This is a genomic window from Streptomyces luomodiensis (assembly GCF_031679605.1).
Taxonomy (GTDB): Bacteria; Actinomycetota; Actinomycetes; order Streptomycetales; family Streptomycetaceae; genus Streptomyces; species Streptomyces luomodiensis.
Map to the genome: position 1 here is coordinate 2,513,217 of NZ_CP117522.1, position 21,022 is coordinate 2,534,238.

Sequence of the window (21,022 nt, forward strand, 5' to 3'; positions counted from 1 at the left end):
TGCGAGACATTCGCTCGCAGTCGGCTATGTGCTCCTTAGAAAGGAGGTGATCCAGCCGCACCTTCCGGTACGGCTACCTTGTTACGACTTCGTCCCAATCGCCAGTCCCACCTTCGACGGCTCCCCCCACAAGGGTTGGGCCACCGGCTTCGGGTGTTACCGACTTTCGTGACGTGACGGGCGGTGTGTACAAGGCCCGGGAACGTATTCACCGCAGCAATGCTGATCTGCGATTACTAGCGACTCCGACTTCATGGGGTCGAGTTGCAGACCCCAATCCGAACTGAGACCGGCTTTTTGAGATTCGCTCCACCTCACGGCTTCGCAGCTCATTGTACCGGCCATTGTAGCACGTGTGCAGCCCAAGACATAAGGGGCATGATGACTTGACGTCGTCCCCACCTTCCTCCGAGTTGACCCCGGCAGTCTCCTGTGAGTCCCCATCACCCCGAAAGGCATGCTGGCAACACAGAACAAGGGTTGCGCTCGTTGCGGGACTTAACCCAACATCTCACGACACGAGCTGACGACAGCCATGCACCACCTGTACACCGACCACAAGGGGGCACCCATCTCTGAGTGTTTCCGATGTATGTCAAGCCTTGGTAAGGTTCTTCGCGTTGCGTCGAATTAAGCCACATGCTCCGCCGCTTGTGCGGGCCCCCGTCAATTCCTTTGAGTTTTAGCCTTGCGGCCGTACTCCCCAGGCGGGGAACTTAATGCGTTAGCTGCGGCACGGACAACGTGGAATGTCGCCCACACCTAGTTCCCAACGTTTACGGCGTGGACTACCAGGGTATCTAATCCTGTTCGCTCCCCACGCTTTCGCTCCTCAGCGTCAGTATCGGCCCAGAGATCCGCCTTCGCCACCGGTGTTCCTCCTGATATCTGCGCATTTCACCGCTACACCAGGAATTCCGATCTCCCCTACCGAACTCTAGCCTGCCCGTATCGAATGCAGACCCGGAGTTAAGCCCCGGGCTTTCACATCCGACGCGACAAGCCGCCTACGAGCTCTTTACGCCCAATAATTCCGGACAACGCTTGCGCCCTACGTATTACCGCGGCTGCTGGCACGTAGTTAGCCGGCGCTTCTTCTGCAGGTACCGTCACTTGCGCTTCTTCCCTGCTGAAAGAGGTTTACAACCCGAAGGCCGTCATCCCTCACGCGGCGTCGCTGCATCAGGCTTGCGCCCATTGTGCAATATTCCCCACTGCTGCCTCCCGTAGGAGTCTGGGCCGTGTCTCAGTCCCAGTGTGGCCGGTCGCCCTCTCAGGCCGGCTACCCGTCGTCGCCTTGGTAGGCCATCACCCCACCAACAAGCTGATAGGCCGCGGGCTCATCCTGCACCGCCGGAGCTTTCCACCACCAGACCATGCGGTCAGCGGTCATATCCGGTATTAGACCCCGTTTCCAGGGCTTGTCCCAGAGTGCAGGGCAGATTGCCCACGTGTTACTCACCCGTTCGCCACTAATCCCCGGCCGAAACCGGTTCATCGTTCGACTTGCATGTGTTAAGCACGCCGCCAGCGTTCGTCCTGAGCCAGGATCAAACTCTCCGTGAATGCTTCCGGGATATCCCGGCAAACACTGCACGAGAGCGGAACAGAACCGGAGGAATAATCCAGTCCCGTTCACAGCGTCCTCGCTGTGTGTTTTTCAAAGGAACCTCGTCCGAGATGGACGGGGTTATCAACATATCTGGCGTTGACTTTTGGCACGCTGTTGAGTTCTCAAGGAACGGACGCTTCCTTCGAAACCCTTTCACCGGTTTCTCCGGGCGCTTCCCTTCGGTGTTTCCAACCTTACCAGATCCGATTTCCGGTCCGTTTCCGATCCGAATTCCGTTTCCGGCCCCCTGTTGGAGCGGGGTGTTTCGCGCCTTCCGGCGTGTCCACTACTTTAGCCAATTTCCTGCCGGGCGCCTAATCGGAGCCCCGGGCCTTGATTTCGCGCAGCGAAATAGGACCCTCTTCGGGAATCGTCGGTAGTGGTTGGCCGCTCCGGAGCTGCGGTGACGTGATCTTCAGATCGCGCCGACAGCGCTGCCCGTCTCAAGCGGCTCGGGCTACGTTAGGCGTCCGGTCCAACGGAGTCAAGTTCCGACCTGACGGCGCGTCGCACTTCGGCGACGCGGGGTGTGTGCCCGGTAGGGGCTCACCGAGGGGTCACCGTCGATCCAGAAGCGCCAGGGGTGAGTTGCGCCCTCGCCGCCCACTCCGGTGCGCGGACCGCTGAGCACCTGGTCGGGCCGGGCGGGGTGGCCGGTGAGTATGCCCAGCGGGGCATCGGCGCCGGCGCAGGCGTCGGTGCCGTTCAGCCGGCGGTCCACGCCCAGGGCCGTGGCCAGCCGGGCCGGTCCCTTGGCCAGCTCGTGGTCGTTACGGGCCTTCGGCCGGCGCTCATGGGCCCGCTCATGGCCGTGCAGTACCTCGCCCGCGCGCAGCAGCACCCCGCTGGCGTGGCCCTCCGGTCCGCAGACCAGGTTGAGGCAGTGCCACATGCCGTAGGTGAAGTAGACATACGCATGACCCGGGGGGCCGAACATCACGGCATTGCGCTCGGTGCGCCCCCGGTAGGCGTGCGAGCCGGGGTCCGCCGGGCCCGCGTAGGCCTCGACCTCGGTCAGCCGCAGTTCGATCGGGCCGTCCGGGGTGCGTCGCACCAGGACGCGGCCCAGGAGGTCGGGCGCGACCTCGAGGACGGGTCGGTCGAAGAAGGCACGGTCGAGCGGCTGGCGATCAGGTCCTGGTGTCACGCGCCCCGAGCGTAGTGGAACAGATATGAACCGGTGGTTGGAGAGGGCACCGATCCGCTGGGAAGGTATGAGCCGCGGAACCGTCCAGTGCGGTTTCGCGTTCCTACGTGTCAACAGTGATCGAGTGCGATCAGGTCAAGACGCAGTCGCGTCCTTGAGAGGGAGAACATGGGCTTCAAGAAGCTGCTCGCGAGTCTGGGTGCCGGTGGCGCTTCGGTGGAGACGGTGCTGACCGAGGAGAACGTCGTCCCGGGTGGCATCGTGCAGGGCGAGGTCCGGATCCAGGGCGGCTCGGTCGCGCAGCAGATCGAGGGGCTCTCGGTCGGCCTACAGGCGCGGGTCGAGGTGGAGGGCAACGACCAGGAGTACAAGCAGGACATCGAGTTCACCCGGCAGCAGCTGGGCGGTGCGTTCGAGGTGCAGCCGGGTGCGGTGCACGCGGTGCAGTTCGGCCTGGAGATCCCGTGGGAGACTCCGATCACCATGTTCCTGGGCCGGCATCTGACCGGGATGAACGTGGGGGTGACCACGGAGCTGGCGATCGCGCGCGCGGTGGACTCGGGCGATCTGGACCCGGTCAATGTGCACCCGATCCCGGCCCAGCAGGCGATCCTGGACGCGTTCGGTGCCCTCGGCTTCCGGTTCAAGAGCGCCGACCTGGAGAAGGGACACATCCGCGGGACGCGCCAGCGGCTGCCCTTCTACCAGGAGATCGAGTTCTACGCGCCGGAGCAGTACCGGGGTCTGAACCAGGTGGAGCTGTCCTTCGTGGCGGACGACCGCGAGATGGACGTGGTGCTGGAGATGGACAAGAAGCCGGGGCTGTTCACCGAGGGCAGTGACACCTACCGGTCGTTCACGATGAACCTGGCGTCCTTCCAGGACACCGACTGGGCCGCGTACCTGAACCAGTGGCTCGCCGAGGTCGGCGGCAAGCGCAACTGGTTCTGAGGGTTTCCCTCCGCTGCGCTGAACTCCCGCGCGGGGCGCACACCGAAGGCATCGCGGTGTGCGCCCCGCGTCGTACGTCAGGGCCCGTCGTCGTAGCGCACCACCAGCGGCCGCCCCTGCGCCGCCCAGTACGCCTCCGCGTCGGCGAGGATGTCCGCCGCGATCGCGGCGGCGTCGGGGGCCGCGTCGCGGAAGGCCGGCCAGCCCTGGATGTCCAGCAGACAGCCGCTGGGCTCGCCGCCCTCGGCCAGCCAGGACAGATCGGTGAGGCAGTCGGCGAGGGCGTCCCAGTTGCGCCCGTACCAGTCGGGAAAGCGCAGGTCCCGGGCGCAGCGGTCGAGAAAGCCGCTCTTGTCCGTCACGCCGTCGAGGCGTAGGTGGAGGGCGAGGGTCGGGCCGGTCATGGGCGCCATGGTGCCAGCCCTCCGGGTACGGGTCTCGTTAGGCTGGCCGCGGAGATGATCCACTGCGACTTCGAGGAGGTTCTCGACGTGTCCGAGCAGAACCGGCCACCGCTTCCCCATGACTTCCATCCGCCGGTGCCGTCGTTCACGGTGGTGAGCGACGATGTGGAGCCGGGCGGCACGCTGAAGTCCGCCCAGGTGCACGCCGAGGGGAACACGTCCCCGCAGCTGCGCTGGGAGGGCTTCCCGGAGGGTACGAAGAGCTTCGCCGTCACCTGCTTCGACCCGGACGCGCCGACGGGCAGCGGTTTCTGGCACTGGGTGGTGTTCGACATCCCGGCCACGGTCACCGAGCTTCCGGCGGGTGCGGGCAGCGGCGGCTTCGCGGGCCTGCCCGCTGGTGCCGTGCAGGCGCGCAACGACTACGGCACGCGTGACTTCGGCGGTGCCGCGCCGCCGCCCGGGGACGGTCCGCACCGCTATGTGTTCACCGTCTACGCGGTGGACACGGAGAAGCTCGGCCCGGACGCGGATGCCTCGCCCGCGGTGGTCGGCTTCAATCTGCGGTTCCACACGCTGGGGCGGGCCCAGTTGATCGGGGAGTACGAGGTTCCGGCCGCGAGCTGACGCGGCCGAAATTGCGTTGTTCCCGGCCAGGCTCCCGGCCAGAGTTGATCCCGGCCCCGCACATGTCCGGGCGGGGCCGGACGCCGGGATGCGGGGGTGGTCGGGATGCGCGAGACGCTGGTTCTGAATGCGAGCTTCGAGCCGCTGGCGACGGTGACGCTGCGGCGCGCCGTGGTGCTGGTGCTCCAGGAGAAGGCGGTCGTCGAACACGCCCATCCGGGGCTGCGGGTGCGGGCCGCGGAGGTGGATCTGCCGCTGCCGCGGGTGATCCGGCTGTGCCGTTACGTGCGGGTGCCGTTCCGAAGACGTGCCCCGTGGTCGCGGCGCGGGGTGCTGGTGCGGGACCAGCACCGGTGCGCGTACTGCGGCCGCCGGGCGACGACCGTGGACCATGTGGTGCCGCGGTCGCGCGGGGGCGGGGACACCTGGCTGAACACGGTGGCCTCCTGTGCCGAGGACAACCACCGTAAGGCGGACCGGACTCCGGAGCAGGCGGGGATGCGGCTGCTCAAGGCGCCGTTCGAGCCGACGCCTTCGGATGCGCTGCTGCTGGCGCTGGGGGCGGCGGAGCGGGACGGTCTGCCGGAGTGGCTGGCGCTGCCGGCCTGAGGGTCCCGGGGCCCGTCCCGCCGCCGTGACGTCAGTCGATCGTGGGCTGTTCGCGGCGCGGGGCGGGCTCCTTACCGGTGGCGGCGGGGGCGCCGCCACCGTTTCCGCCGCCGGTCAACGGGCCGAAGTTCCCCATGGCCCCGCCGAGTCCCTTGAGGGCGTCGCCGATCTCGCTGGGCACGATCCAGAGCTTGTTGGCGTCGCCCTCGGCGATCTTCGGCAGCATCTGGAGGTACTGGTACGAGAGCAGCTTCTGGTCCGGGTCTCCGGCGTGGATGGACTCGAAGACCGTACGGATCGCCTGGGCCTCGCCCTCGGCGCGCAGCGCGGCGGCCTTGGACTCACCCTCGGCCCGCAGGATCGCGGACTGCTTCTCACCCTCGGCCCGCAGGATCTCGGACTGCCGGACACCTTCGGCCTGGAGGATCGCGGCGCGCTTGTCACGGTCGGCGCGCATCTGCTTCTCCATCGAGTCCTGGATGGAGGTCGGCGGCTCGATGGCCTTGAGCTCGACGCGGTTGACGCGGATGCCCCACTTGCCGGTGGCCTCGTCGAGGACGCCGCGCAGCGCCGCGTTGATCTCCTCGCGGGAGGTCAGGGTGCGCTCGAGGTCCATGCCACCGATGATGTTCCGCAGGGTGGTGACGGTCAGCTGCTCGATCGCCTGGATGTAGCTGGCGACTTCGTAGGTGGCGGCGCGGGCGTCGGTCACCTGGTAGTAGATGACGGTGTCGATGTTCACGACCAGGTTGTCCTGGGTGATCACCGGCTGCGGGGGGAAGGGCACGACCTGTTCACGGAGGTCGACGCGGTTGCGGATCGAGTCGATGAACGGGACGACGATGTTGAGGCCCGCGTTGAGGGTGCGTGTGTAGCGTCCGAAGCGCTCCACGATGGCGGCACTGGCCTGCGGGATGACCTGGATCGTCTTGATCAGTGCGATGAACACCAGCACCACGAGGATGATCAGGACGATGATGATCGGTTCCACAGCGGCTCCCCGTGCCCTTCATGCGGCGGTTCGGATGGTCGGGATGATCAGGTTGGGCGGTTCCCGAGGGTGGAGTCTGTCAGATTGATGGCCGACTCCGCAGCTCAACCGGGTTGTCCTCAGCTCTTGTTGGGACACTTCCGGTACGGCGTCTACATGACGACGGCTGTCGCACCGTCGATGTCCACCACGTCGACCTGCTGCCCCGGTTCGTAGCTCTGGCCGGGGTCGAGGGAGCGGGCGGACCACACCTCGCCGGCGAGTTTGATCCGGCCGCCGCCGCTGTGGTCGACGCGCTCGAGGACGATGGCCTGGCGTCCTTTCAGCGCGTCGATGCCGCTGCGCAGTTCGGGCTGCTGACGGCGGCTGCGGACCGCCATCGGCCGTACCACGGCGACCAGCGCGACGGAGACGGCGCAGGCGACCACGACCTGGAGCACGATGCCGCCACCGAGCGCGTCGATAATGGCACCGGCCACGGCGCCGACCGCGACCATCCCGAATTCGGGCATCGCGGTCAGCACGAGCGGGATGCCCAGTCCTACGGCGGCGATCAGCCACCACACCCACGGATCCACACGGTCATGGTAGTTGGCGCCGGTCCTCGGGGACAGTGCGCGGATCACCTGCCGGTGGCACGGCGGGCGCCTGGGGCGGTCACTTCAGCGGCAGGCCCTGGGCGGTCCAGCGGTCGCCGTTGCGCTCGACGACCAGCGGGAGGCCGAAGCAGCGGGAGAGGTTACGGGAGGTCAGTTCGGTCTCGACCGGGCCGGCGGAGAGCACCCTTCCCTGGCGGATCATCAGAACATGGGTGAAGCCGGGGGGGATTTCCTCGACATGATGTGTCACCATGATCATCGACGGGGCGAGCGGGTCGCGGGCGAGCCGTCCGAGGCGGCGGACGAGGTCCTCGCGGCCGCCGAGGTCGAGTCCGGCCGCGGGCTCGTCGAGGAGCAGCAGCTCGGGGTCGGTCATCATGGCGCGGGCGATGAGGGTGCGCTTGCGCTCGCCCTCGGAGAGGGTGCCGAACTTCCGGTCGAGGTACTCGTTCATGCCGAGGCGGTCGAGGAAGGCGCGGGCGCGGGACTCGTCGACCGCGTCGTAGTTCTCCTGCCAGTGCGCCGTCATGCCGTAGGCGGCGGTGAGGACCGTCTGGAGGACGGTCTGGCTGCGCGGCAGCTTCTCGGCCATGACGATGCCCGCCATGCCGATGCGCGGGCGCAGGTCGAAGACGTCGACGTGGCCGAGCAGCTCGCCGAGGATCCGGGCGCTGCCGGTGCTCGGGAAGAGATAGCTGGACGCGAGGTTGAGGAGGGTGGTCTTACCCGCGCCGTTGGGGCCGAGGATGACCCAGCGCTCTCCCTCTTTGATCGACCAGGAGACCTCGTCCACCAGAGCCCGACCATCGCGGACCACCGATACGTCCAGCAGCTCCAGAACCTCGCTCATGAGCGCGTTGTCTCCCATTGCAGTCTCGAGTCGTGCGTGCGCCTGTGGGCGCAGCCCCCTGGGGAAAACCTACGCCACACGTTGTCGGTACCAGTCCTTAGGCTGGTGCCATGCTCGATGAACCACGTTCAGGGCGCCTCGCGGCTTGGGGAAATGCCCTTCTTGCCGGACTTGTCTCCCCCGATGAGGCCGCGCATCGCATCGCGGGAGAGGACGCGTCGCACCGTGTGGCCGGGCTTCCGGGGGAGTCCGGGCCGGTGGGGCTCACGCTGGCGCTGGGGCGGCTGCGGGCGCTCGGGGCCAAGGGGCTGCGGGTGGCGCTGCCCATAGCGGGGCATCCCCTGGGGCTGAGCGGTCCGCCGGAGTTCAACGCCCAGGCGCTCGACGCGGGCGAGGCGGTGATCGCCACGGGGGTCGCGCTCGGCCTGGTGCCCGAGGTGTCGGCGGCCGGGCCCGAGGGCGATCAGCACATCGAGGTGGTGTGGCGGTGCCAGGGCGTGCGGGAGGCGCCGCCGGCCGATGTGCCGTCGCTGGGCGAGGCCGAGCGGGAGCTCGCCGAGGCGCTGCGGGAGGCCACGGAGGTGCTCTCGCGGCTGAACGTGGCCGGATCGGGCCCGGTGGCGCAGGCGGCCCTGGAGGCGTACCGGGCGCGGGCCGAGCGGGGGCGCGAGGTGCTGGCCCCGGGCTATCCGCCACGGGCCATCCGGGTTCTGGAGCTGGCGCAGCGGGTGGGCGCCCTGGTGGACATCGCGTACACGGCGGGCGGGGACGGCCGGGAGCACGGCGGTGCGGTGAGCGCGTCGGAGATCGCGGCGCGGGCCGAGGCGCTGCGGCCGGTGGAGCGCACCTCGCGGCGGGCGCAGGTGGCGGCGTACAACGCGTATGTGGAGGAGCGGGAGCGGGGCGGTCTCTGACCCTCGCGGGTGTCTTCCCGGGCTGTCTCCGGGGGCGGGGCGCCGGCTCCCCGGGGGTGCCTTCGCCGGAGTGTCATGGGACCGGCCCCGGAGGCGGGTGCCTCCGGGGCCGGCCGGTGGTGCGTCGGGTGTGTTCGCCCGGACAGGGAATCGTCAGCGGCAGACGCCGGGGTAGGCGAAGTTCATGGCCCCGATCGCGGTAATGGTGTTGCTGCAGACCCCCGCGGGCACGTGGACGGGCACCTGAATGTTGTTACCGGACACGGCACCCGGGGACGTCGTGGCCCCACCGTCGGCCTGGGGGCCCTGGGCGGAGGCGGCACCGGCACCGGCCACGGCGAGTCCGCCGGCCGCGATGGTGATGGCAGCGAACCTCTTGATGTTCTTCACTTCTCAAGACCCTTCATCCATAAGCGTGTCGCTGCGACGGTCCGCCGCAGTACGCCGTGAAGAACGGCCCCGCTCACGACGAGTTGCGCTGTTCGAGTGACGGCTACACGTTGGTGTGATTGCACGGAGAAACGCTGTTCAGGCTCCGATCCCATGCCTTACCGCCCACAGCGCGGCCTGGGTGCGGTCGGCGAGATCCAATTTCATCAGAATATTGGACACATGGGTTTTCACGGTCTTTTCGGATAGCACCAGTGCACGGGCGATCTCCCGATTGGACCGGCCGTCCGCGATCAGGGCCAGTACCTCGCGCTCCCGCTCGGTGAGTGAGCCGCCGCGCCCCTGGCCGCCGCCGTTCTCCTCCTGGGAGAGCAGTGCGAGGGCCACGTCGGGCTGGAGCAGCACATGCCCGGAGTGGACGGACCGGATGGCGCGGGCCAGCGCCTCGGGGTCCACGTCCTTGTAGACGTAGCCCGAGGCGCCCGCGCGCAGGGCGGGGACCACCGTGCGCTTCTCGGTGAAGCTGGTCACGACCAGCACCCGGGCGGGGTTGTCGAGGTCCCGCAGGGTGCGCAGCGCCTCGATGCCGTCGAGGCCGGGCATCTTCACGTCCATGAGGACCACGTCGGGGCGCAGCTCCTCGGCGCGGGCGATGCCCTCCTCGCCGTCCGACGCCTCGCCGACCACCTCGATGTCGTCCTGGACCTCGAGGAAGGTGCGCAGTCCGCGCCGCACCACCTGGTGGTCGTCGACGAGCAGCACCCGAATCCGCCCCGGGTCAGCCACCGGGCACCTCCATCTCGATCACGGTGCCCTTACCGGGCGCCGACTCTACGGTCAGGCGGCCACCGACGCCACCGGCCCGGTCCCGCATCGACACCAGCCCGAGGTGGCGCCCGGCGCGCCGTACGGCCGAGGGGTCGAACCCCCTGCCGTCGTCGGCGACGCGGAGCCGGGCGCCCTGGCCGTACCGGGCGAGGGTGACGTCGACCTGTTGTGCGTCGGCGTGGCGCAGCGCGTTGTGCAGCGCCTCCTGGGCCACCCGCAGCAGCGCCTCCTCCTGGGCGGCGGGCAGCGCCCGTACGCCGTGGCAGGCGAAGGTGACACGGGCGGAATGGGCCCGGTCGAGCACCCGCACCTGCGTTCTCAGGGTCGCCACGAGGCCGTCCTCGTCGAGGGCGGCGGGGCGCAGTTCCACGACGGCGGAGCGCAGCTCGTCGGCGGCCTCGGCGGCGAGCTGCGCGACCTGCCGGAGCTCGTCCTTGGCCCGGACCGGGTCGCGGTCCACGAGGGCGGTGGCGGCCTGGGCGGTCAGCCGCAGCGAGAAGAGCTTCTGGGAGACCGCGTCGTGCAGCTCGTGGGCGAGCCTGGCCCGCTCCCCGGCGATGGTGAGTTCGCGGCTGCGCTCGTAGAGCCGGGCATTGGTCAGGGCGATGGCGGCGTGCTGGGCCAGGATGGCGAGCAGCTCCTCGTCCTCTGCGGTGAAACCGCAGCCGCCCTGGGGCTTGGGGCATCGCTTGTTGGCGAGGAATACCGCGCCGAGGACTTCATCGCCGTCGGCAATAGGAAGACCCAGAAAATCAGACATATCGGGATGAGCTGATGGCCATCCACCGAAACGCGGATCAAGTCGTACATCGGCGAGTCGCTGCGGAGTGGCGTCCTTGAGCATGGCGGCGAGAATGCCGTGCTGCCGGGGCAGCGGCCCGATGGCCTTCCACTGCTCCTCGCTCACCCCATCTACTACGAACTGGGCGAAACCTCCGTGATCATCCGGCACCCCCAGAGCGGCATACTCCGCATCGAGCAGCTCACGGGCGGACACAACGATGGTCTTTAGGACATCACGGACTTCCAGATGTCTGCTCATGGCGAGCAGCGCACCGCTCACCCGGCGCAGCCCGGCCTCGGTTCCGCCGCCCCGTCCTTTCGTCATGAGCATTACCGTACCGACCGCCATCCGGGGGCCATATCGGCCGGTCGGCGGCCACCTGATAAGACCCGAGCCCTAGGTCGAACGGCGCACTCAAGGCGCCCGAAGGGGCTGTTACAGGAGTGGAAAATACAAACACCCTGTGCATTTGCGTGGGCACACCCCGCAATATGAGAGGCTCCGCGATGTGAGCCCGGACACAGGACCTAAAGCACTTACGAACGTACTTAGTGGACGTTTCATAGGCGACTGAGCGGGGATGACGGCCGTTCGCATGGGCATGAGCGGCCTACTTATCCACTAAGCAGCATCGTATGTCACTGCTTTGCGACAGCTTTTTGCGGCAGCTAAGAATTTCCCCCAGTCGCACGGCGCCGTAGATCGATGAACGGCGCTCTGCGCGCCGATTTGGCCTGCGACTCAAAGCGATTGGAAGAGGTCTACTCCGCCATGCCCCTGCCCAACATCCCCGGCTACCACCGTCTGACCAAAACGCACAAGTACTCCGCCGCCGGTATCGCGGCCGCCGGTGCGGCCGCCATAGCCTTCGCGGTCGTCCCCGGCGGTGACACCGGTGCCCAGACGACGGCCCAGGACCTGCCGAACAAGCCGGTTGCCCTCACCTCCCAGAAGGCCGACAGCCAGGCGCACCACGAGGTCCTGGTGAAGCAGTCGGCCGCCGCCGAGAAGCAGGCCAAGGAAGAGGCCGCCGCCAAGAAGAAGGCCGCGGAAGAGGCCGCGAAGAAGAAGGCCGCGGAAGAGGCCGCGAAGAAGAAGGCCGCCGAGGCCAAGGCCGCCAAGGAGCGGGCAGTCAAGCAGGCCGCGAGCCGCTCCACCACGCGTGTCGAGACGGTCGCCGCTGCCAAGGACACCAAGAACTACCCGGACAACCTCGACGGCTGGATCCGCGAATCCCTCGACATCATGAAGGAAAAGGGCATTCCGGGGACCTACGAGGGCATCCACCGCAACATCATCCGGGAGTCCGGCGGTAACCCGCGCGCCATCAACCTCTGGGACATCAACGCCCAGAACGGCGTGCCCTCCAAGGGCCTGCTCCAGGTAATAGCCCCGACGTTCAAGCAGTACCACGTCGAGGGCACCTCCTGGGACCCCTACGACCCGGTCGCGAACATCACCGCCGCGTGCAACTACGCCGCCGCGCGGTACGGCTCGATGGACAACGTGAACGGCCCGTACTAAATCCAACGGCCCGTCCCGGACCCGGCGTTCACACGCCGAAGGGCGACGGCACCCCCTGTGTGCGAGGGGTGCCGTCACCCTTTTCGGTGACGTCAGGACGGTGGTGACGGCCGCGGCTACTTGCGCATGACCTCCGGCTCATGGCGGCGCAGCAGCCGTGCGACCGCGAAGCCGCAGGCGATGCCCAGGACGAGCAGCGCCACCATGTCGATGCCCCACTGCGTCGTGGTGTGCTCCCACAGCGGATCGGTGTCCAGGGGCTTCTTGCTGTCCCACGGCGCCATCATGTGGCCGGAGCCCGGTCCCAGGTCCAGCGTGGCGCCGGCCGCGCCGACCGCCCAGCGGGACGGCATCAGCCAGGCGAACTGCTCCACGCCCGGCGAACCGAAGATCTTGAACAGCACACCGGTGAAGACGACCTGGACGATCGCGAACATGACCAGCAGCGGCATGGTCTTCTCGGCGGTCTTCACCAGGGACGAGATCACCAGGCCGAACATCATCGAGGTGAAGCCGATCGCGATGACGGCCAGGCAGAGCTCGGCGGCCGGCGGCATCAGCAGGCCCTCTTCGGGCAGCTTGCGCGTCGAGAGACCGATGGCGCAGATGATGATGCCCTGGACCGCGGTGATCACGCCGAGCACGATCACCTTGGACATCAGATACGCGGAGCGGGACAGGCCGACCGCCCGTTCCCGTTCGTAGATCACCCGTTCCTTGATCAGTTCTCGCACGGAGTTGGCCGCGCCGGTGAAGCACATGCCGACCACGAGGATCAGCAGAATGGTCCCGGCAGCCTGGTTGAACGAGCCCTTCGGGGCCATCTGGAGGCCGAACTTCGCCGGGATGACGACGCTCACCGCGCCCAGTACGGCGGGCAGGATCGCCATCAGTCCCATGAAGCCCTTGTCCGAGCCGATCACCGACAGATAGCGGCGGATCAGCGTCCACAACTGGGATCCCCAGCTCTGCGGCTTCTGCATCCGGGTCGGCGGGGCCTGGACATGGACGGACTGCGGGGCGACGGAGTCCAGGTCCGCCGCGTACATCTGGTAGTGCTGCGAACCGCGCCAGCGGCCCGCCCAGTCGTAGTCGCGGTAGTTCTCGAACGCCGAGAAGACATCCGCCCAGCTGTCGTAGCCGAAGAAGTTGAGCGCCTCGTCCGGCGGGCCGAAGTAGGCGACCGAGCCGCCCGGCGCCATCACCAGGAGCTTGTCGCACAGCGCCAGCTCGGCGACCGAGTGGGTGACCACCAGCACGGTGCGGCCGTCGTCGGCGAGCCCGCGCAGCAGCTGCATGACATCGCGGTCCATGCCCGGGTCGAGACCGGAGGTCGGCTCGTCCAGGAAGATCAGCGACGGCTTGGTGAGCAGCTCCAGCGCGACGGAGACCCGCTTGCGCTGACCGCCGGAGAGGGCGGTGACCTTCTTCTCCCGGTGGATGTCGAGCTTGAGCTCGCGCAGGACCTCGTCGATCCGGGCCTCGCGCTCGGCCGCGGCGGTGTCACCGGGGAAGCGGAGCTTGGCGGCGTACCGGAGGGCCTTCTGGACGGACAGCTCCTTGTGCAGGATGTCGTCCTGGGGCACCAGACCGATGCGCTGGCGCAGCTCGGCGAACTGCTTGTAGAGGTTCCGGTTGTCGTAGAGGACATCGCCCTGGTTGGCCGGGCGGTATCCGGTGAGCGCCTTCAGCAGCGTGGACTTACCGGAGCCGGACGGGCCGATGACCGCGACGAGGGACTTCTCCGGGACGCCGAAGGAGACGTCCTTGAGGATCTGCTTGCCGCCGTCGACGGTCACCGTCAGATGGCGGGCCGAGAAGGAGACCTCACCGGTGTCGACGAACTCCTCGAGGCGGTCGCCGACGAGCCGGAAGGTGGAGTGACCGACACCGACGGTGTCGGAGGGGCCGATGATCTGCTGCCGGACCGGCTGACCGTTGACATAGGTGCCGTTGTGGCTGCCGAGGTCGCGTATCTCGAAGCGGCCGTCGGGCAGCGCCCGGAACTCGGCGTGGTGGCGGGAGACCTGCAGATCGGAGACGACCAGGTCGTTCTCCAGCGCACGGCCGATCCGCATCACCCGGCCGGCGGCCAGCTGGTGGAAGGTGGTCGGGCTGCGGTCGCCCTGGGCGGGCGCGGCACCGGCCGGGCCGCCGGAGGGACCGGCGCCGGGGACCTTCTGCGCGGGGTTGTGCTGCGGGGCCTGGGCCTGGGCCTGTGGCTGCTGGGGGGCCTGCTGCTGGTGGGGCGCCTGCTGCTGTGGGATGAACGGCTGCTGCTGGTGCGGGGCCTGGGGCTGCTGCTGCGGCTGGTGCTGCTGCGGCCAGCCTTGGTGCGGCTGCGGTGCGCCCTGCTGCGGCCAGCCGGAACCGGGCTGCTGCTGCGGCTGGTGGGCGGGAGACTGCTGAGCCGGAGGCTGCTGAGCCTGCTGAGGCATGCCCATCGCCGCCTGCTGGCCGTACCCGCCCGCGGCGCCCATCGAAGCGGCACCGTTGCCGGAGACGCTGAGCCGGGGACCGTCGGTGGCGTTGCCGAGATGGACGGCCGAACCAGGGCCGATTTCCATCTGTTGGATTCTCCGACCTTGCGCATAGGTGCCGTTGGTGGATCCCTGATCCTCAATGATCCAACTGCTCCCGCCCCAGCGCACCGTGGCATGTCGCCAGGAGACCCTGGCGTCGTCCAGCACCATGTCGCCCTGCGGGTCACGCCCCAGGCTGTACGACCTCGACGGGTCAAGTGTCCAGGTCTGTCCGTTCAATTCCAGTACGAGTTCCGGCACTCCACGCCCCACTAGTTGTCCCCCGAGCTACCCCCTGTCACAGGGAGTCTAGGGATGGCGAACATCGTGGGGAACTATTTCAGGCTCAGTCCCTTAACTGAAAGTCGGGTTTTGACAAGACCACATCTCGGGCGGTGTTGACTCATCCGAAAGGCCCTCGGAAAGTGGTAAGCGCTGACAGACAGCCCGGATCGCTGTTTATCCGGGCAACCTGATCGATGCGGACGGGGCGGACGCGCGCGGGCCTCGTGGCCGCCTCCTTTCCCGCTCCTGCTCGCCGGGCTGATCTGGGTGGACAACGATACGGTCACGATCGACGGCATCCGCGCTGGTCCGCGCCCGTCGACGCCACGGTGTCCGTCGGCTTCGCCGTGGCACCCGGCCGCTCGCTGCCGGGCGGGCGCGGTGTGGGTGGCCGCCGTGCGGTGAGACGTGGGGCTGGGAGACGGGGCACGGGGGGATGGGAGCTGAGGGACGGGGGTGGCACTGGGGGCGTGGGGGGACGGCACCGCCGATCATGCGAGGTATGACGCCACGGCGACCTGGACATGAACGTTCCGCTTCGGGTGGCTGTCCACGGTGCGGGCTGCCGCGCACCCGGCGCGGACAGCCGGATACGGTGGTAAGACCATGAGCGCATCGCGGAATCTCCCTGTCACCGCCGTCCCGGACGACGATGTCCCCACCCTCCTTGTCAAGATTTTCGGCAAGGACCGCCCCGGTATCACCGCCGGGCTCTGCGACACCCTCGCCGCCTACGGCGTGGACATAGTCGACATAGAGCAGGTCGTCACCCGGGGCCGCATCGTGCTGTGCGTCCTGGTCACGGCCCCCACAGCAGACGGGGTGGAGGGCGATCTGCGGGCCACCGTGCACAGCTGGGCGGAGTCGATGCGGCTCCAGGCCGAGATCATCTCCGGCCGGGGCGACAACCGGCCGCGGGGCACGGGCCGGTCGCACGTCACCGTGCTGGGGAATCCGCTGACCGCCGAGTCGACGGCCGCCATCGCCTCCCGTATCACCGGCACCGGCGGCAATATCGACCGGATCTTCCGGCTGGCGAAGTATCCGGTGACGGCCGTGGAGTTCGAGGTGTCCGGCGCCGAGACGGAACCGCTGCGCACCGCGCTGGCCACCGAGGCCGCCGATATCGGTGTCGATGTGGCCGTGGTGGCGTCGGGGTTGCAGCGCCGGGCGCAGCGGCTGGTGGTCATGGATGTGGACTCCACCCTGATCCAGGACGAGGTGATCGAGCTCTTCGCCGCCCATGCCGGGTGCCAGGACGAGGTCGCCGAGGTCACGGCGCGGGCGATGCGCGGTGAGCTGGACTTCGAGCAGTCGCTGCACGCGCGGGTCGCGCTGCTGGCGGGGATCGACGAGTCCGTGGTGGAGAAGGTGCGCGCCGAGGTCCGGCTCACCCCCGGCGCCCGTACGCTGATCCGCACCCTGAAGCGGCTCGGCTATCAGGTGGGTGTGGTCTCCGGCGGCTTCACGCAGGTCACCGACGATCTCAAGGAGCGGCTGGGGCTGGACTTCGCCTCCGCCAACACCCTGGAGATCGTGGACGGCAAGCTGACCGGCCGGGTGATCGGCGAGGTGGTCGACCGGGCGGGCAAGGCCCGGCTGCTGCGGCGCTTCGCGGCCGAGGCGGGGGTGCCGCTGGTGCAGACCGTCGCGATCGGCGACGGGGCGAACGACCTGGACATGCTGAACGCGGCCGGGCTCGGGGTAGCCTTCAATGCCAAGCCGGTGGTGCGGGAGGCCGCGCACACCGCCGTGAACGTGCCGTTCCTCGACACGGTGCTGTATCTGCTGGGCGTGACCCGCGACGAGGTCGAGGCCGCGGACGCGCACGAGGACTGACGGGGCCGGAACACGCGTCCCGGCCCGGCGGAACGCGCATCGGCCCCCGGCTCCTCCGTACGACGGCGGAGCCGGGGGCCGATGCGGTGGCGACCTGGTGGGCCGGTGAGATCACTCGTGGGGCGCCCAGAAACCGGCGAGGCGCCCGCAGCCGAGCTCGACCGACTTCCACGAACCGCTGAAGGTCACCACCGCGAACGCGGAGGTGGGGAAGGCGCTGCGGGTCATCCGCTCCCGGGCGCCCTCCTCGGCCTCGCCCGCCAGCGCGTCGGCGAGGCCGTGCATCCCGGGGTTGTGCCCGACGACCAGCAGGTCGGTGATGTCGTCCGAGGTCTCGTTGAGCACCTCGATGAGCTGGCCGACCGGGGCGTCGTACAGCCGCTCCTCGTAAACGGTCTTCGGGCGCCGCGGCAGCTCGTGGACCACCAGCTTCCAGGTCTCACGGGTGCGCAGTGCGGTGGAGCAGAGGGTGAGTTCGGGGGTGAGACCGGCCTCCGCGATCCGGCGCCCGGCGACCGGGGCGTCCTTGCGGCCGCGCTCCGCGAGCGGGCGCTCATGGTCGGCCACCTGGGGCCAGTCGGCCTTGGCGTGTCGAAGGAGGACAATCCTGCGGGGCACATCGACGCTCATGCGTCCCAGCTTCGCATGAATCAGTGCATGAGGCGCAGGGTGTTGGAACGACCTTGTCAAACGTGCGCGCACCCGCCATACGGCGGACCTGGCTGGTGGGCGGCCTGCGGCGGTCACAGTGCCGCGCGTCCGAAGGCCCGGTGCAGCAGCTCCACGGTCTGCGAGACCGGCCCGGAGCCGCCGCTCGCGGCGTGGGCGTCAGTGGGTCCGGTGAGCAGGAGCAGCAGCGCCACGAAGGCCAGGACCGGGAGCGCGAGGGCCCACCACGGCAGCCGGACGTCCACGCCGCTGTCCGCCGGGTGGACGGGCCGGGTACGGGTGCGGGCGGACATGGGATCGCCTCCGGGGTCGCCGAACGTTGTGGTGGTTCGACGGTACGGAGCGGCCGGGGCCGCCCCCATCCGGTGGGCCACCCAGTTACCCCTGAGCCTGACCCCCTAGGGGATGGTGGGGCCTGCCCCACCATCCCCTACACCGCACCAGGTCAGGGCGCCGGGCCGGCCGGGCAGCCGGGTCAGGGCGAGGCGATGGTGGCGATCACGGCGATGATCACGGTGATGCCCAGCATCACGCCGAAGATGGTGAGGAGCTTCTTCTGGCCGTTCGGGGGGTTCTCATCGAGCACTGGCATGGCACCAGTGTCCCACTCCCCGTGCGCGACGCCGATCAGGCCTCGTCCTCCAGGGTGCGGGGGCGTCCGGCCAGTACGCCCGCGATGATCTGCGGCACCATGAACGCGGCCATCAGCGCGATGGGCTGCCCCCAGCCGCCGCTGTGCTGGTAGAGCACGCCGACCAGCAGCGGGCCCGGGATGGACAGCAGATAGCCGGTGCTCTGCGCGAAGGCCGACAGCCGGACCACGCCCGCGTGGGTCTTCGCCCGCATGCTGATCATGGTGAGGGCGAGCGGGAAGGCGCAGTTGGCGACGCCGAGCAGCACGGCCCACGCCCAGGCACCCTCGGCCGGGGCCAGCCACAGTCCGCCGTAACCGATGAGGGAGAAGGCGCCGAGGATGGCGACCAGAACGCCCTGGTGCCGCAGCCGGGCGGCGATCCGGGGCAGGACGAAGGCGAGCGGCACGCCCATCGCCATCATCACGGCCAGCAGCAGACCGGAAGTGGAAGCGGAGACCCCCGCGTCCCGGAAGATCTGCGGCATCCAGCCCATGGAGACGTACGCGGCGGTGGCCTGGAAGCCGAAGAAGACGGCCATCGCCCAGGCGATGGGGCTGCGGGTGATGCGGATCGCGGACCCGTCGGCGGAGGCGGATGTCCCATCGGCGGAGGCGGATGGCCCGCCGGCAGGGGTGGGAGTCCCCGCTCCGGCCGGTGCGTCCGCGCGGGAACCACCCGCCGCGGAACCGCCCGCTTCCGCACCGCCCGCCGCCGATCCGCCCGCCGCCGGGCCATCCGCCGCCGGGCCATCCGCCTCCGGTCCGCTCGCACGGTCGCGGGCGAGGAACAGCCAGGGCACCAGCGCCACGGCGGCGAGCAGCGCCCACACCGCGAGCCCGGCTCGCCAGGAGCCGCCCAGCGCGTCGGTCATCGGCACGGTGGCCGCCGCGGCGGCGGCCGTGCCCAGCGACAGCCCCATCGAGTACAGCCCGGTCATCGCGCCGACCCGGTCCGGGAACCAGCGCTTGACGATCACCGGCATCAGGACGTTGCTCACCGCGATCCCGGCCAGGGCGAGCGCGCTGGCGGCCAGGAAGGCCACCGTTCCGCCGGCGAGGGGGCGCAGCGCCAGACCAGCGGTGATGGCGGCGAGCCCGGCGCAGACGACGGCTCCCGGACCCCGGCGCCGGGCCAGTCGGGGTGCGGCGAACCCGAAGAGCGCGAAACAGGCCGCGGGCACGGAGGTGAGCACTCCGGCGACGGTGCCGCTCATCCCGAGGTCGTCGCGGACCTCCTCCAGCAGCGGACCGAGGCTGGTGACGGCCGGGCGCAGGTTGAGCGCGGCCAGGAGGAGCCCTGCCGCCATGACGCGGCCGCGCCACGGCGAGGCCGCGCGGCGCGGTTCTGCGGGGTGCGCCGGGCGGGGCGCGGAGGCGGCGGTGTCAAGCGTCGCGAGGTCGTCAGACCGGGGCGTGTGCATGCCGACCATCATAGAATCATGGGATGAATGCCGTCCAAACGCCGGTCATGCCGGTCGTGCCGATCACGCCGGTCATGCCGATCACGCCGCCCCAGTGGTGCGCGACCGCCCGGTGACGGCCGGACGGCATGATGGAAGGGCCCATTCACCCAAACGGCCACCACCGCACCCCGCACAGGAGAGTCATGCCGCTGACCTCGCCCCGGCGCTCCGCCCTCGCCGACCAGGTGATCGCCCAGCTGCGCGCCCAGATCACCTCGGGCGAGTGGCCGGTGGGCTCGCGGATTCCCACCGAGCCCGAGCTGGTCGAGCAGCTGGGGGTCGCGCGCAACACCGTGCGGGAGGCCGTGCGCGCCCTCGCGCACAACGGGCTGCTGGACATCCGCCAGGGCTCGGGCACCTATGTGCTGGCGACCAGCGAACTGGCCGGGGTGATGCACCGCCGCTTCGCCGGCGCCGACCCCCGTCATGTGGCCGAGCTGCGCAGCGCCCTGGAGACCAAGGCGGCCCAGCTGGCCGCGGAGCGCCGTACCGAACAGGACCTCAAGCAGCTGGACGCACAGCTGGACCGGCGCGAGCGGGCCTGGGAGGCGGGCGACCCGGGCGCCTTCGTCGAGGCGGACGCCACCTTGCACATGGCGGTCGTGGCCGCCTCGCACAACGATGTGCTGGCCGAGCTGTACGCGGATCTGGGCGCGGTCGTACGGGACTTCCTGCGCGCGGACATCCACGGCGGGATGGGCCCGGAGACGCATGTGGACCACGGCCGGCTGGTGGCGGCGATCCGGGAGGGGGACGGGGAGCGGGCGGCGGCCGAGGCCAGCGTCCATCCGTTCGGCTGTCGCTTCCGCGGCCGCTGAGCCCGGACGTGTCGGTCCCTGAACGCACTCACCGGTGGCTCACCCACGCCTTCCGTATCTCCTTCCAGCAGCGCTCGGCGAGCCGCACGTACTGGGCCGGGCCGACCTCCACCGGGCGGGCATCCATGTCCGGGTCCCACCAGCGGGCGCATTCGACGTGCAGTTGCACCCGGTCGGAGCGGGGGTTGGGGTTGAAGCAGCTGGCGGTGGCGTGCGAGCCGCGCACCGAGGTGCTGCACGCGGCCTCGCGCCGCCGGGGCCGCTCCTGCGCGGCGGAGCTGGAGGCGGCGATGACCAGCCCCACCATGGCGACGAGCAGCAGCGCGGCCGCGACACGGCGGGTCGTCCGCACACGGCGGGTCATACGTACACGACGGGTCAAACGCACAGGCCGGGTCGTACGCACACGACGGGTCGTACGCACACGAACGGTCGTACGCATGCGGGACCTCCTCGGCCGTGCTGCCGCGCCGCTGTCGCTCCGGTGAGTCGGTTCGTGAGTTCGCCTTCGAACACCTCCACAGTGCGCGCTCCCACCACCCGTACGCCCGTTCTCCTCCCC

General features: G+C 69.3%; 21 protein-coding genes and 1 rRNA gene. 7 read left to right on the forward strand and 15 right to left on the reverse strand.

All coding sequences use genetic code 11. From position 1 onward, the window contains the following. Positions 1-39: 39 nt before the first annotated feature. Both PS467_RS10725 and PS467_RS10730 read right to left on the reverse strand, forming a co-directional pair. Positions 40-1,566 (reverse strand): 16S ribosomal RNA (locus tag PS467_RS10725). A 530-nt stretch (positions 1,567-2,096) separates the two neighbouring features. Further along, positions 2,097-2,759 (reverse strand): DNA-3-methyladenine glycosylase, encoded by a 663-nt coding sequence (locus tag PS467_RS10730; RefSeq protein WP_311035073.1) that lies wholly within the window; start codon positions 2,757-2,759, stop codon positions 2,097-2,099. 168 nt (positions 2,760-2,927) lie between these two features. Here PS467_RS10730 and PS467_RS10735 point away from each other — a divergent pair, with 168 nt between their 5' ends. Next, a complete protein-coding gene (locus PS467_RS10735) occupies positions 2,928-3,710 on the forward strand; it encodes a sporulation protein (protein WP_268971210.1) in 783 nt (260 codons plus the stop codon). A gap of 77 nt (positions 3,711-3,787) precedes the next feature. Here the strand turns inward: PS467_RS10735 and PS467_RS10740 are convergent, their stop codons facing one another. Beyond that, positions 3,788-4,114 carry a barstar family protein gene (locus tag PS467_RS10740; RefSeq protein ID WP_268971211.1) on the reverse strand — a complete coding sequence of 109 codons (327 nt, stop codon included), beginning with the start codon at positions 4,112-4,114 and terminating at the stop codon, positions 3,788-3,790. An 87-nt stretch (positions 4,115-4,201) separates the two neighbouring features. Here PS467_RS10740 and PS467_RS10745 point away from each other — a divergent pair, with 87 nt between their 5' ends. Together PS467_RS10745 and PS467_RS10750 are read left to right on the forward strand one after the other, a co-directional pair. Beyond that, positions 4,202-4,741 carry a YbhB/YbcL family Raf kinase inhibitor-like protein gene (locus PS467_RS10745; RefSeq protein ID WP_311039817.1) on the forward strand — a complete coding sequence of 180 codons (540 nt, stop codon included), beginning with the start codon at positions 4,202-4,204 and terminating at the stop codon, positions 4,739-4,741. A gap of 105 nt (positions 4,742-4,846) precedes the next feature. Next, positions 4,847-5,350 (forward strand): HNH endonuclease, encoded by a 504-nt coding sequence (locus PS467_RS10750; protein WP_268971212.1) that lies wholly within the window; start codon positions 4,847-4,849, stop codon positions 5,348-5,350. Between the two features lie 31 nt (positions 5,351-5,381). Here the strand turns inward: PS467_RS10750 and PS467_RS10755 are convergent, their stop codons facing one another. The 3 genes from PS467_RS10755 to PS467_RS10765 all read right to left on the reverse strand — a co-directional run bounded on the left by PS467_RS10755 (position 5,382) and on the right by PS467_RS10765 (position 7,808). Continuing rightward, the gene (locus tag PS467_RS10755; protein ID WP_268971213.1) at positions 5,382-6,341 is read right to left on the reverse strand and encodes an SPFH domain-containing protein; all 960 of its coding nucleotides are present in this window, start codon (positions 6,339-6,341) and stop codon (positions 5,382-5,384) included. 152 nt (positions 6,342-6,493) lie between these two features. Next, positions 6,494-6,919, reverse strand: a complete 426-nt coding sequence (locus tag PS467_RS10760; RefSeq protein WP_311035074.1) for an NfeD family protein — start codon at positions 6,917-6,919, stop codon at positions 6,494-6,496. A 79-nt stretch (positions 6,920-6,998) separates the two neighbouring features. Beyond that, positions 6,999-7,808, reverse strand: a complete 810-nt coding sequence (locus PS467_RS10765) for an ABC transporter ATP-binding protein (protein WP_311035075.1) — start codon at positions 7,806-7,808, stop codon at positions 6,999-7,001. Between the two features lie 92 nt (positions 7,809-7,900). On the opposite strand from PS467_RS10765, the gene PS467_RS10770 reads away from it, so the two are divergent. After that, entirely contained in the window at positions 7,901-8,704 is an 804-nt protein-coding gene (locus PS467_RS10770) for an Rv1486c family protein (protein ID WP_311035076.1), read from the forward strand. A 153-nt stretch (positions 8,705-8,857) separates the two neighbouring features. On the opposite strand, the gene PS467_RS10775 is transcribed toward PS467_RS10770, so the two are convergent. The 3 genes from PS467_RS10775 to PS467_RS10785 all read right to left on the reverse strand — a co-directional run bounded on the left by PS467_RS10775 (position 8,858) and on the right by PS467_RS10785 (position 11,036). Then, on the reverse strand, positions 8,858-9,094 hold the full coding sequence (locus PS467_RS10775; RefSeq protein ID WP_311035077.1) for a chaplin: 237 nt from the start codon (positions 9,092-9,094) through the stop codon (positions 8,858-8,860). A 138-nt stretch (positions 9,095-9,232) separates the two neighbouring features. Further along, positions 9,233-9,880 carry a response regulator gene (locus tag PS467_RS10780; protein WP_311035078.1) on the reverse strand — a complete coding sequence of 216 codons (648 nt, stop codon included), beginning with the start codon at positions 9,878-9,880 and terminating at the stop codon, positions 9,233-9,235. Further along, complete coding sequence (locus PS467_RS10785; protein WP_432280566.1) at positions 9,873-11,036, reverse strand: GAF domain-containing sensor histidine kinase; 1,164 nt, start codon at positions 11,034-11,036, stop codon at positions 9,873-9,875. The genes PS467_RS10780 and PS467_RS10785 overlap by 8 nt, the downstream gene beginning before the upstream one ends. 441 nt (positions 11,037-11,477) lie before the next feature. On the opposite strand from PS467_RS10785, the gene PS467_RS10790 reads away from it, so the two are divergent. Then, a complete protein-coding gene (locus PS467_RS10790; protein ID WP_311035079.1) occupies positions 11,478-12,230 on the forward strand; it encodes a transglycosylase SLT domain-containing protein in 753 nt (250 codons plus the stop codon). A 116-nt stretch (positions 12,231-12,346) separates the two neighbouring features. On the opposite strand, the gene PS467_RS10795 is transcribed toward PS467_RS10790, so the two are convergent. Further along, entirely contained in the window at positions 12,347-15,025 is a 2,679-nt protein-coding gene (locus PS467_RS10795; protein WP_311035080.1) for an ABC transporter ATP-binding protein/permease, read from the reverse strand. A gap of 618 nt (positions 15,026-15,643) precedes the next feature. On the opposite strand from PS467_RS10795, the gene serB reads away from it, so the two are divergent. Then, positions 15,644-16,876 carry a phosphoserine phosphatase SerB gene (gene serB / locus PS467_RS10800; RefSeq protein WP_268971221.1) on the forward strand — a complete coding sequence of 411 codons (1,233 nt, stop codon included), beginning with the start codon at positions 15,644-15,646 and terminating at the stop codon, positions 16,874-16,876. 111 nt (positions 16,877-16,987) lie between these two features. On the opposite strand, the gene PS467_RS10805 is transcribed toward serB, so the two are convergent. From PS467_RS10805 to PS467_RS10820, 4 genes are all read right to left on the reverse strand, one after another. Beyond that, positions 16,988-17,506: a SixA phosphatase family protein gene (locus PS467_RS10805; protein WP_311035081.1), complete on the reverse strand. Its 519-nt coding sequence runs from the start codon at positions 17,504-17,506 to the stop codon at positions 16,988-16,990. Between the two features lie 113 nt (positions 17,507-17,619). Further along, positions 17,620-17,838, reverse strand: coding sequence for a hypothetical protein (locus PS467_RS10810; protein WP_268971223.1), 219 nt, complete (start codon positions 17,836-17,838; stop codon positions 17,620-17,622). A gap of 182 nt (positions 17,839-18,020) precedes the next feature. Next, positions 18,021-18,137, reverse strand: coding sequence for an SGM_5486 family transporter-associated protein (locus PS467_RS10815; protein WP_268971224.1), 117 nt, complete (start codon positions 18,135-18,137; stop codon positions 18,021-18,023). A gap of 35 nt (positions 18,138-18,172) precedes the next feature. Continuing rightward, on the reverse strand, positions 18,173-19,609 hold the full coding sequence (locus PS467_RS10820) for a CynX/NimT family MFS transporter (RefSeq protein WP_311035082.1): 1,437 nt from the start codon (positions 19,607-19,609) through the stop codon (positions 18,173-18,175). 176 nt (positions 19,610-19,785) lie between these two features. Between PS467_RS10820 and PS467_RS10825 the strand changes: the two genes are divergently transcribed. Further along, positions 19,786-20,460: a FadR/GntR family transcriptional regulator gene (locus tag PS467_RS10825; protein ID WP_311035083.1), complete on the forward strand. Its 675-nt coding sequence runs from the start codon at positions 19,786-19,788 to the stop codon at positions 20,458-20,460. A gap of 28 nt (positions 20,461-20,488) precedes the next feature. On the opposite strand, the gene PS467_RS10830 is transcribed toward PS467_RS10825, so the two are convergent. Further along, a complete protein-coding gene (locus PS467_RS10830; protein ID WP_311035084.1) occupies positions 20,489-20,812 on the reverse strand; it encodes a hypothetical protein in 324 nt (107 codons plus the stop codon). Positions 20,813-21,022 lie beyond the last annotated feature (210 nt).

Excerpts from the sequence above, each read along its gene's own strand:
- PS467_RS10735 (WP_268971210.1), top strand. The coding sequence starts at position 2,928 with ATGGGCTTCAAGAAGCTGCTCGCGAGTCTGGGTGCCGGTGGCGCTTCG.
- PS467_RS10740 (WP_268971211.1), bottom strand. The coding sequence starts at position 4,114 with ATGACCGGCCCGACCCTCGCCCTCCACCTACGCCTCGACGGCGTGACG.
- PS467_RS10750 (WP_268971212.1), top strand. The coding sequence starts at position 4,847 with ATGCGCGAGACGCTGGTTCTGAATGCGAGCTTCGAGCCGCTGGCGACG.
- PS467_RS10765 (WP_311035075.1), bottom strand. The coding sequence starts at position 7,808 with ATGGGAGACAACGCGCTCATGAGCGAGGTTCTGGAGCTGCTGGACGTA.
- PS467_RS10770 (WP_311035076.1), top strand. The coding sequence starts at position 7,901 with ATGCTCGATGAACCACGTTCAGGGCGCCTCGCGGCTTGGGGAAATGCC.
- PS467_RS10785 (WP_432280566.1), bottom strand. The coding sequence starts at position 11,036 with ATGCTCATGACGAAAGGACGGGGCGGCGGAACCGAGGCCGGGCTGCGC.
- PS467_RS10790 (WP_311035079.1), top strand. The coding sequence starts at position 11,478 with ATGCCCCTGCCCAACATCCCCGGCTACCACCGTCTGACCAAAACGCAC.
- serB (WP_268971221.1), top strand. The coding sequence starts at position 15,644 with ATGAGCGCATCGCGGAATCTCCCTGTCACCGCCGTCCCGGACGACGAT.
- PS467_RS10805 (WP_311035081.1), bottom strand. The coding sequence starts at position 17,506 with ATGAGCGTCGATGTGCCCCGCAGGATTGTCCTCCTTCGACACGCCAAG.
- PS467_RS10810 (WP_268971223.1), bottom strand. The coding sequence starts at position 17,838 with ATGTCCGCCCGCACCCGTACCCGGCCCGTCCACCCGGCGGACAGCGGC.
- PS467_RS10815 (WP_268971224.1), bottom strand. The coding sequence starts at position 18,137 with ATGCCAGTGCTCGATGAGAACCCCCCGAACGGCCAGAAGAAGCTCCTC.
- PS467_RS10820 (WP_311035082.1), bottom strand. The coding sequence starts at position 19,609 with ATGGTCGGCATGCACACGCCCCGGTCTGACGACCTCGCGACGCTTGAC.
- PS467_RS10825 (WP_311035083.1), top strand. The coding sequence starts at position 19,786 with ATGCCGCTGACCTCGCCCCGGCGCTCCGCCCTCGCCGACCAGGTGATC.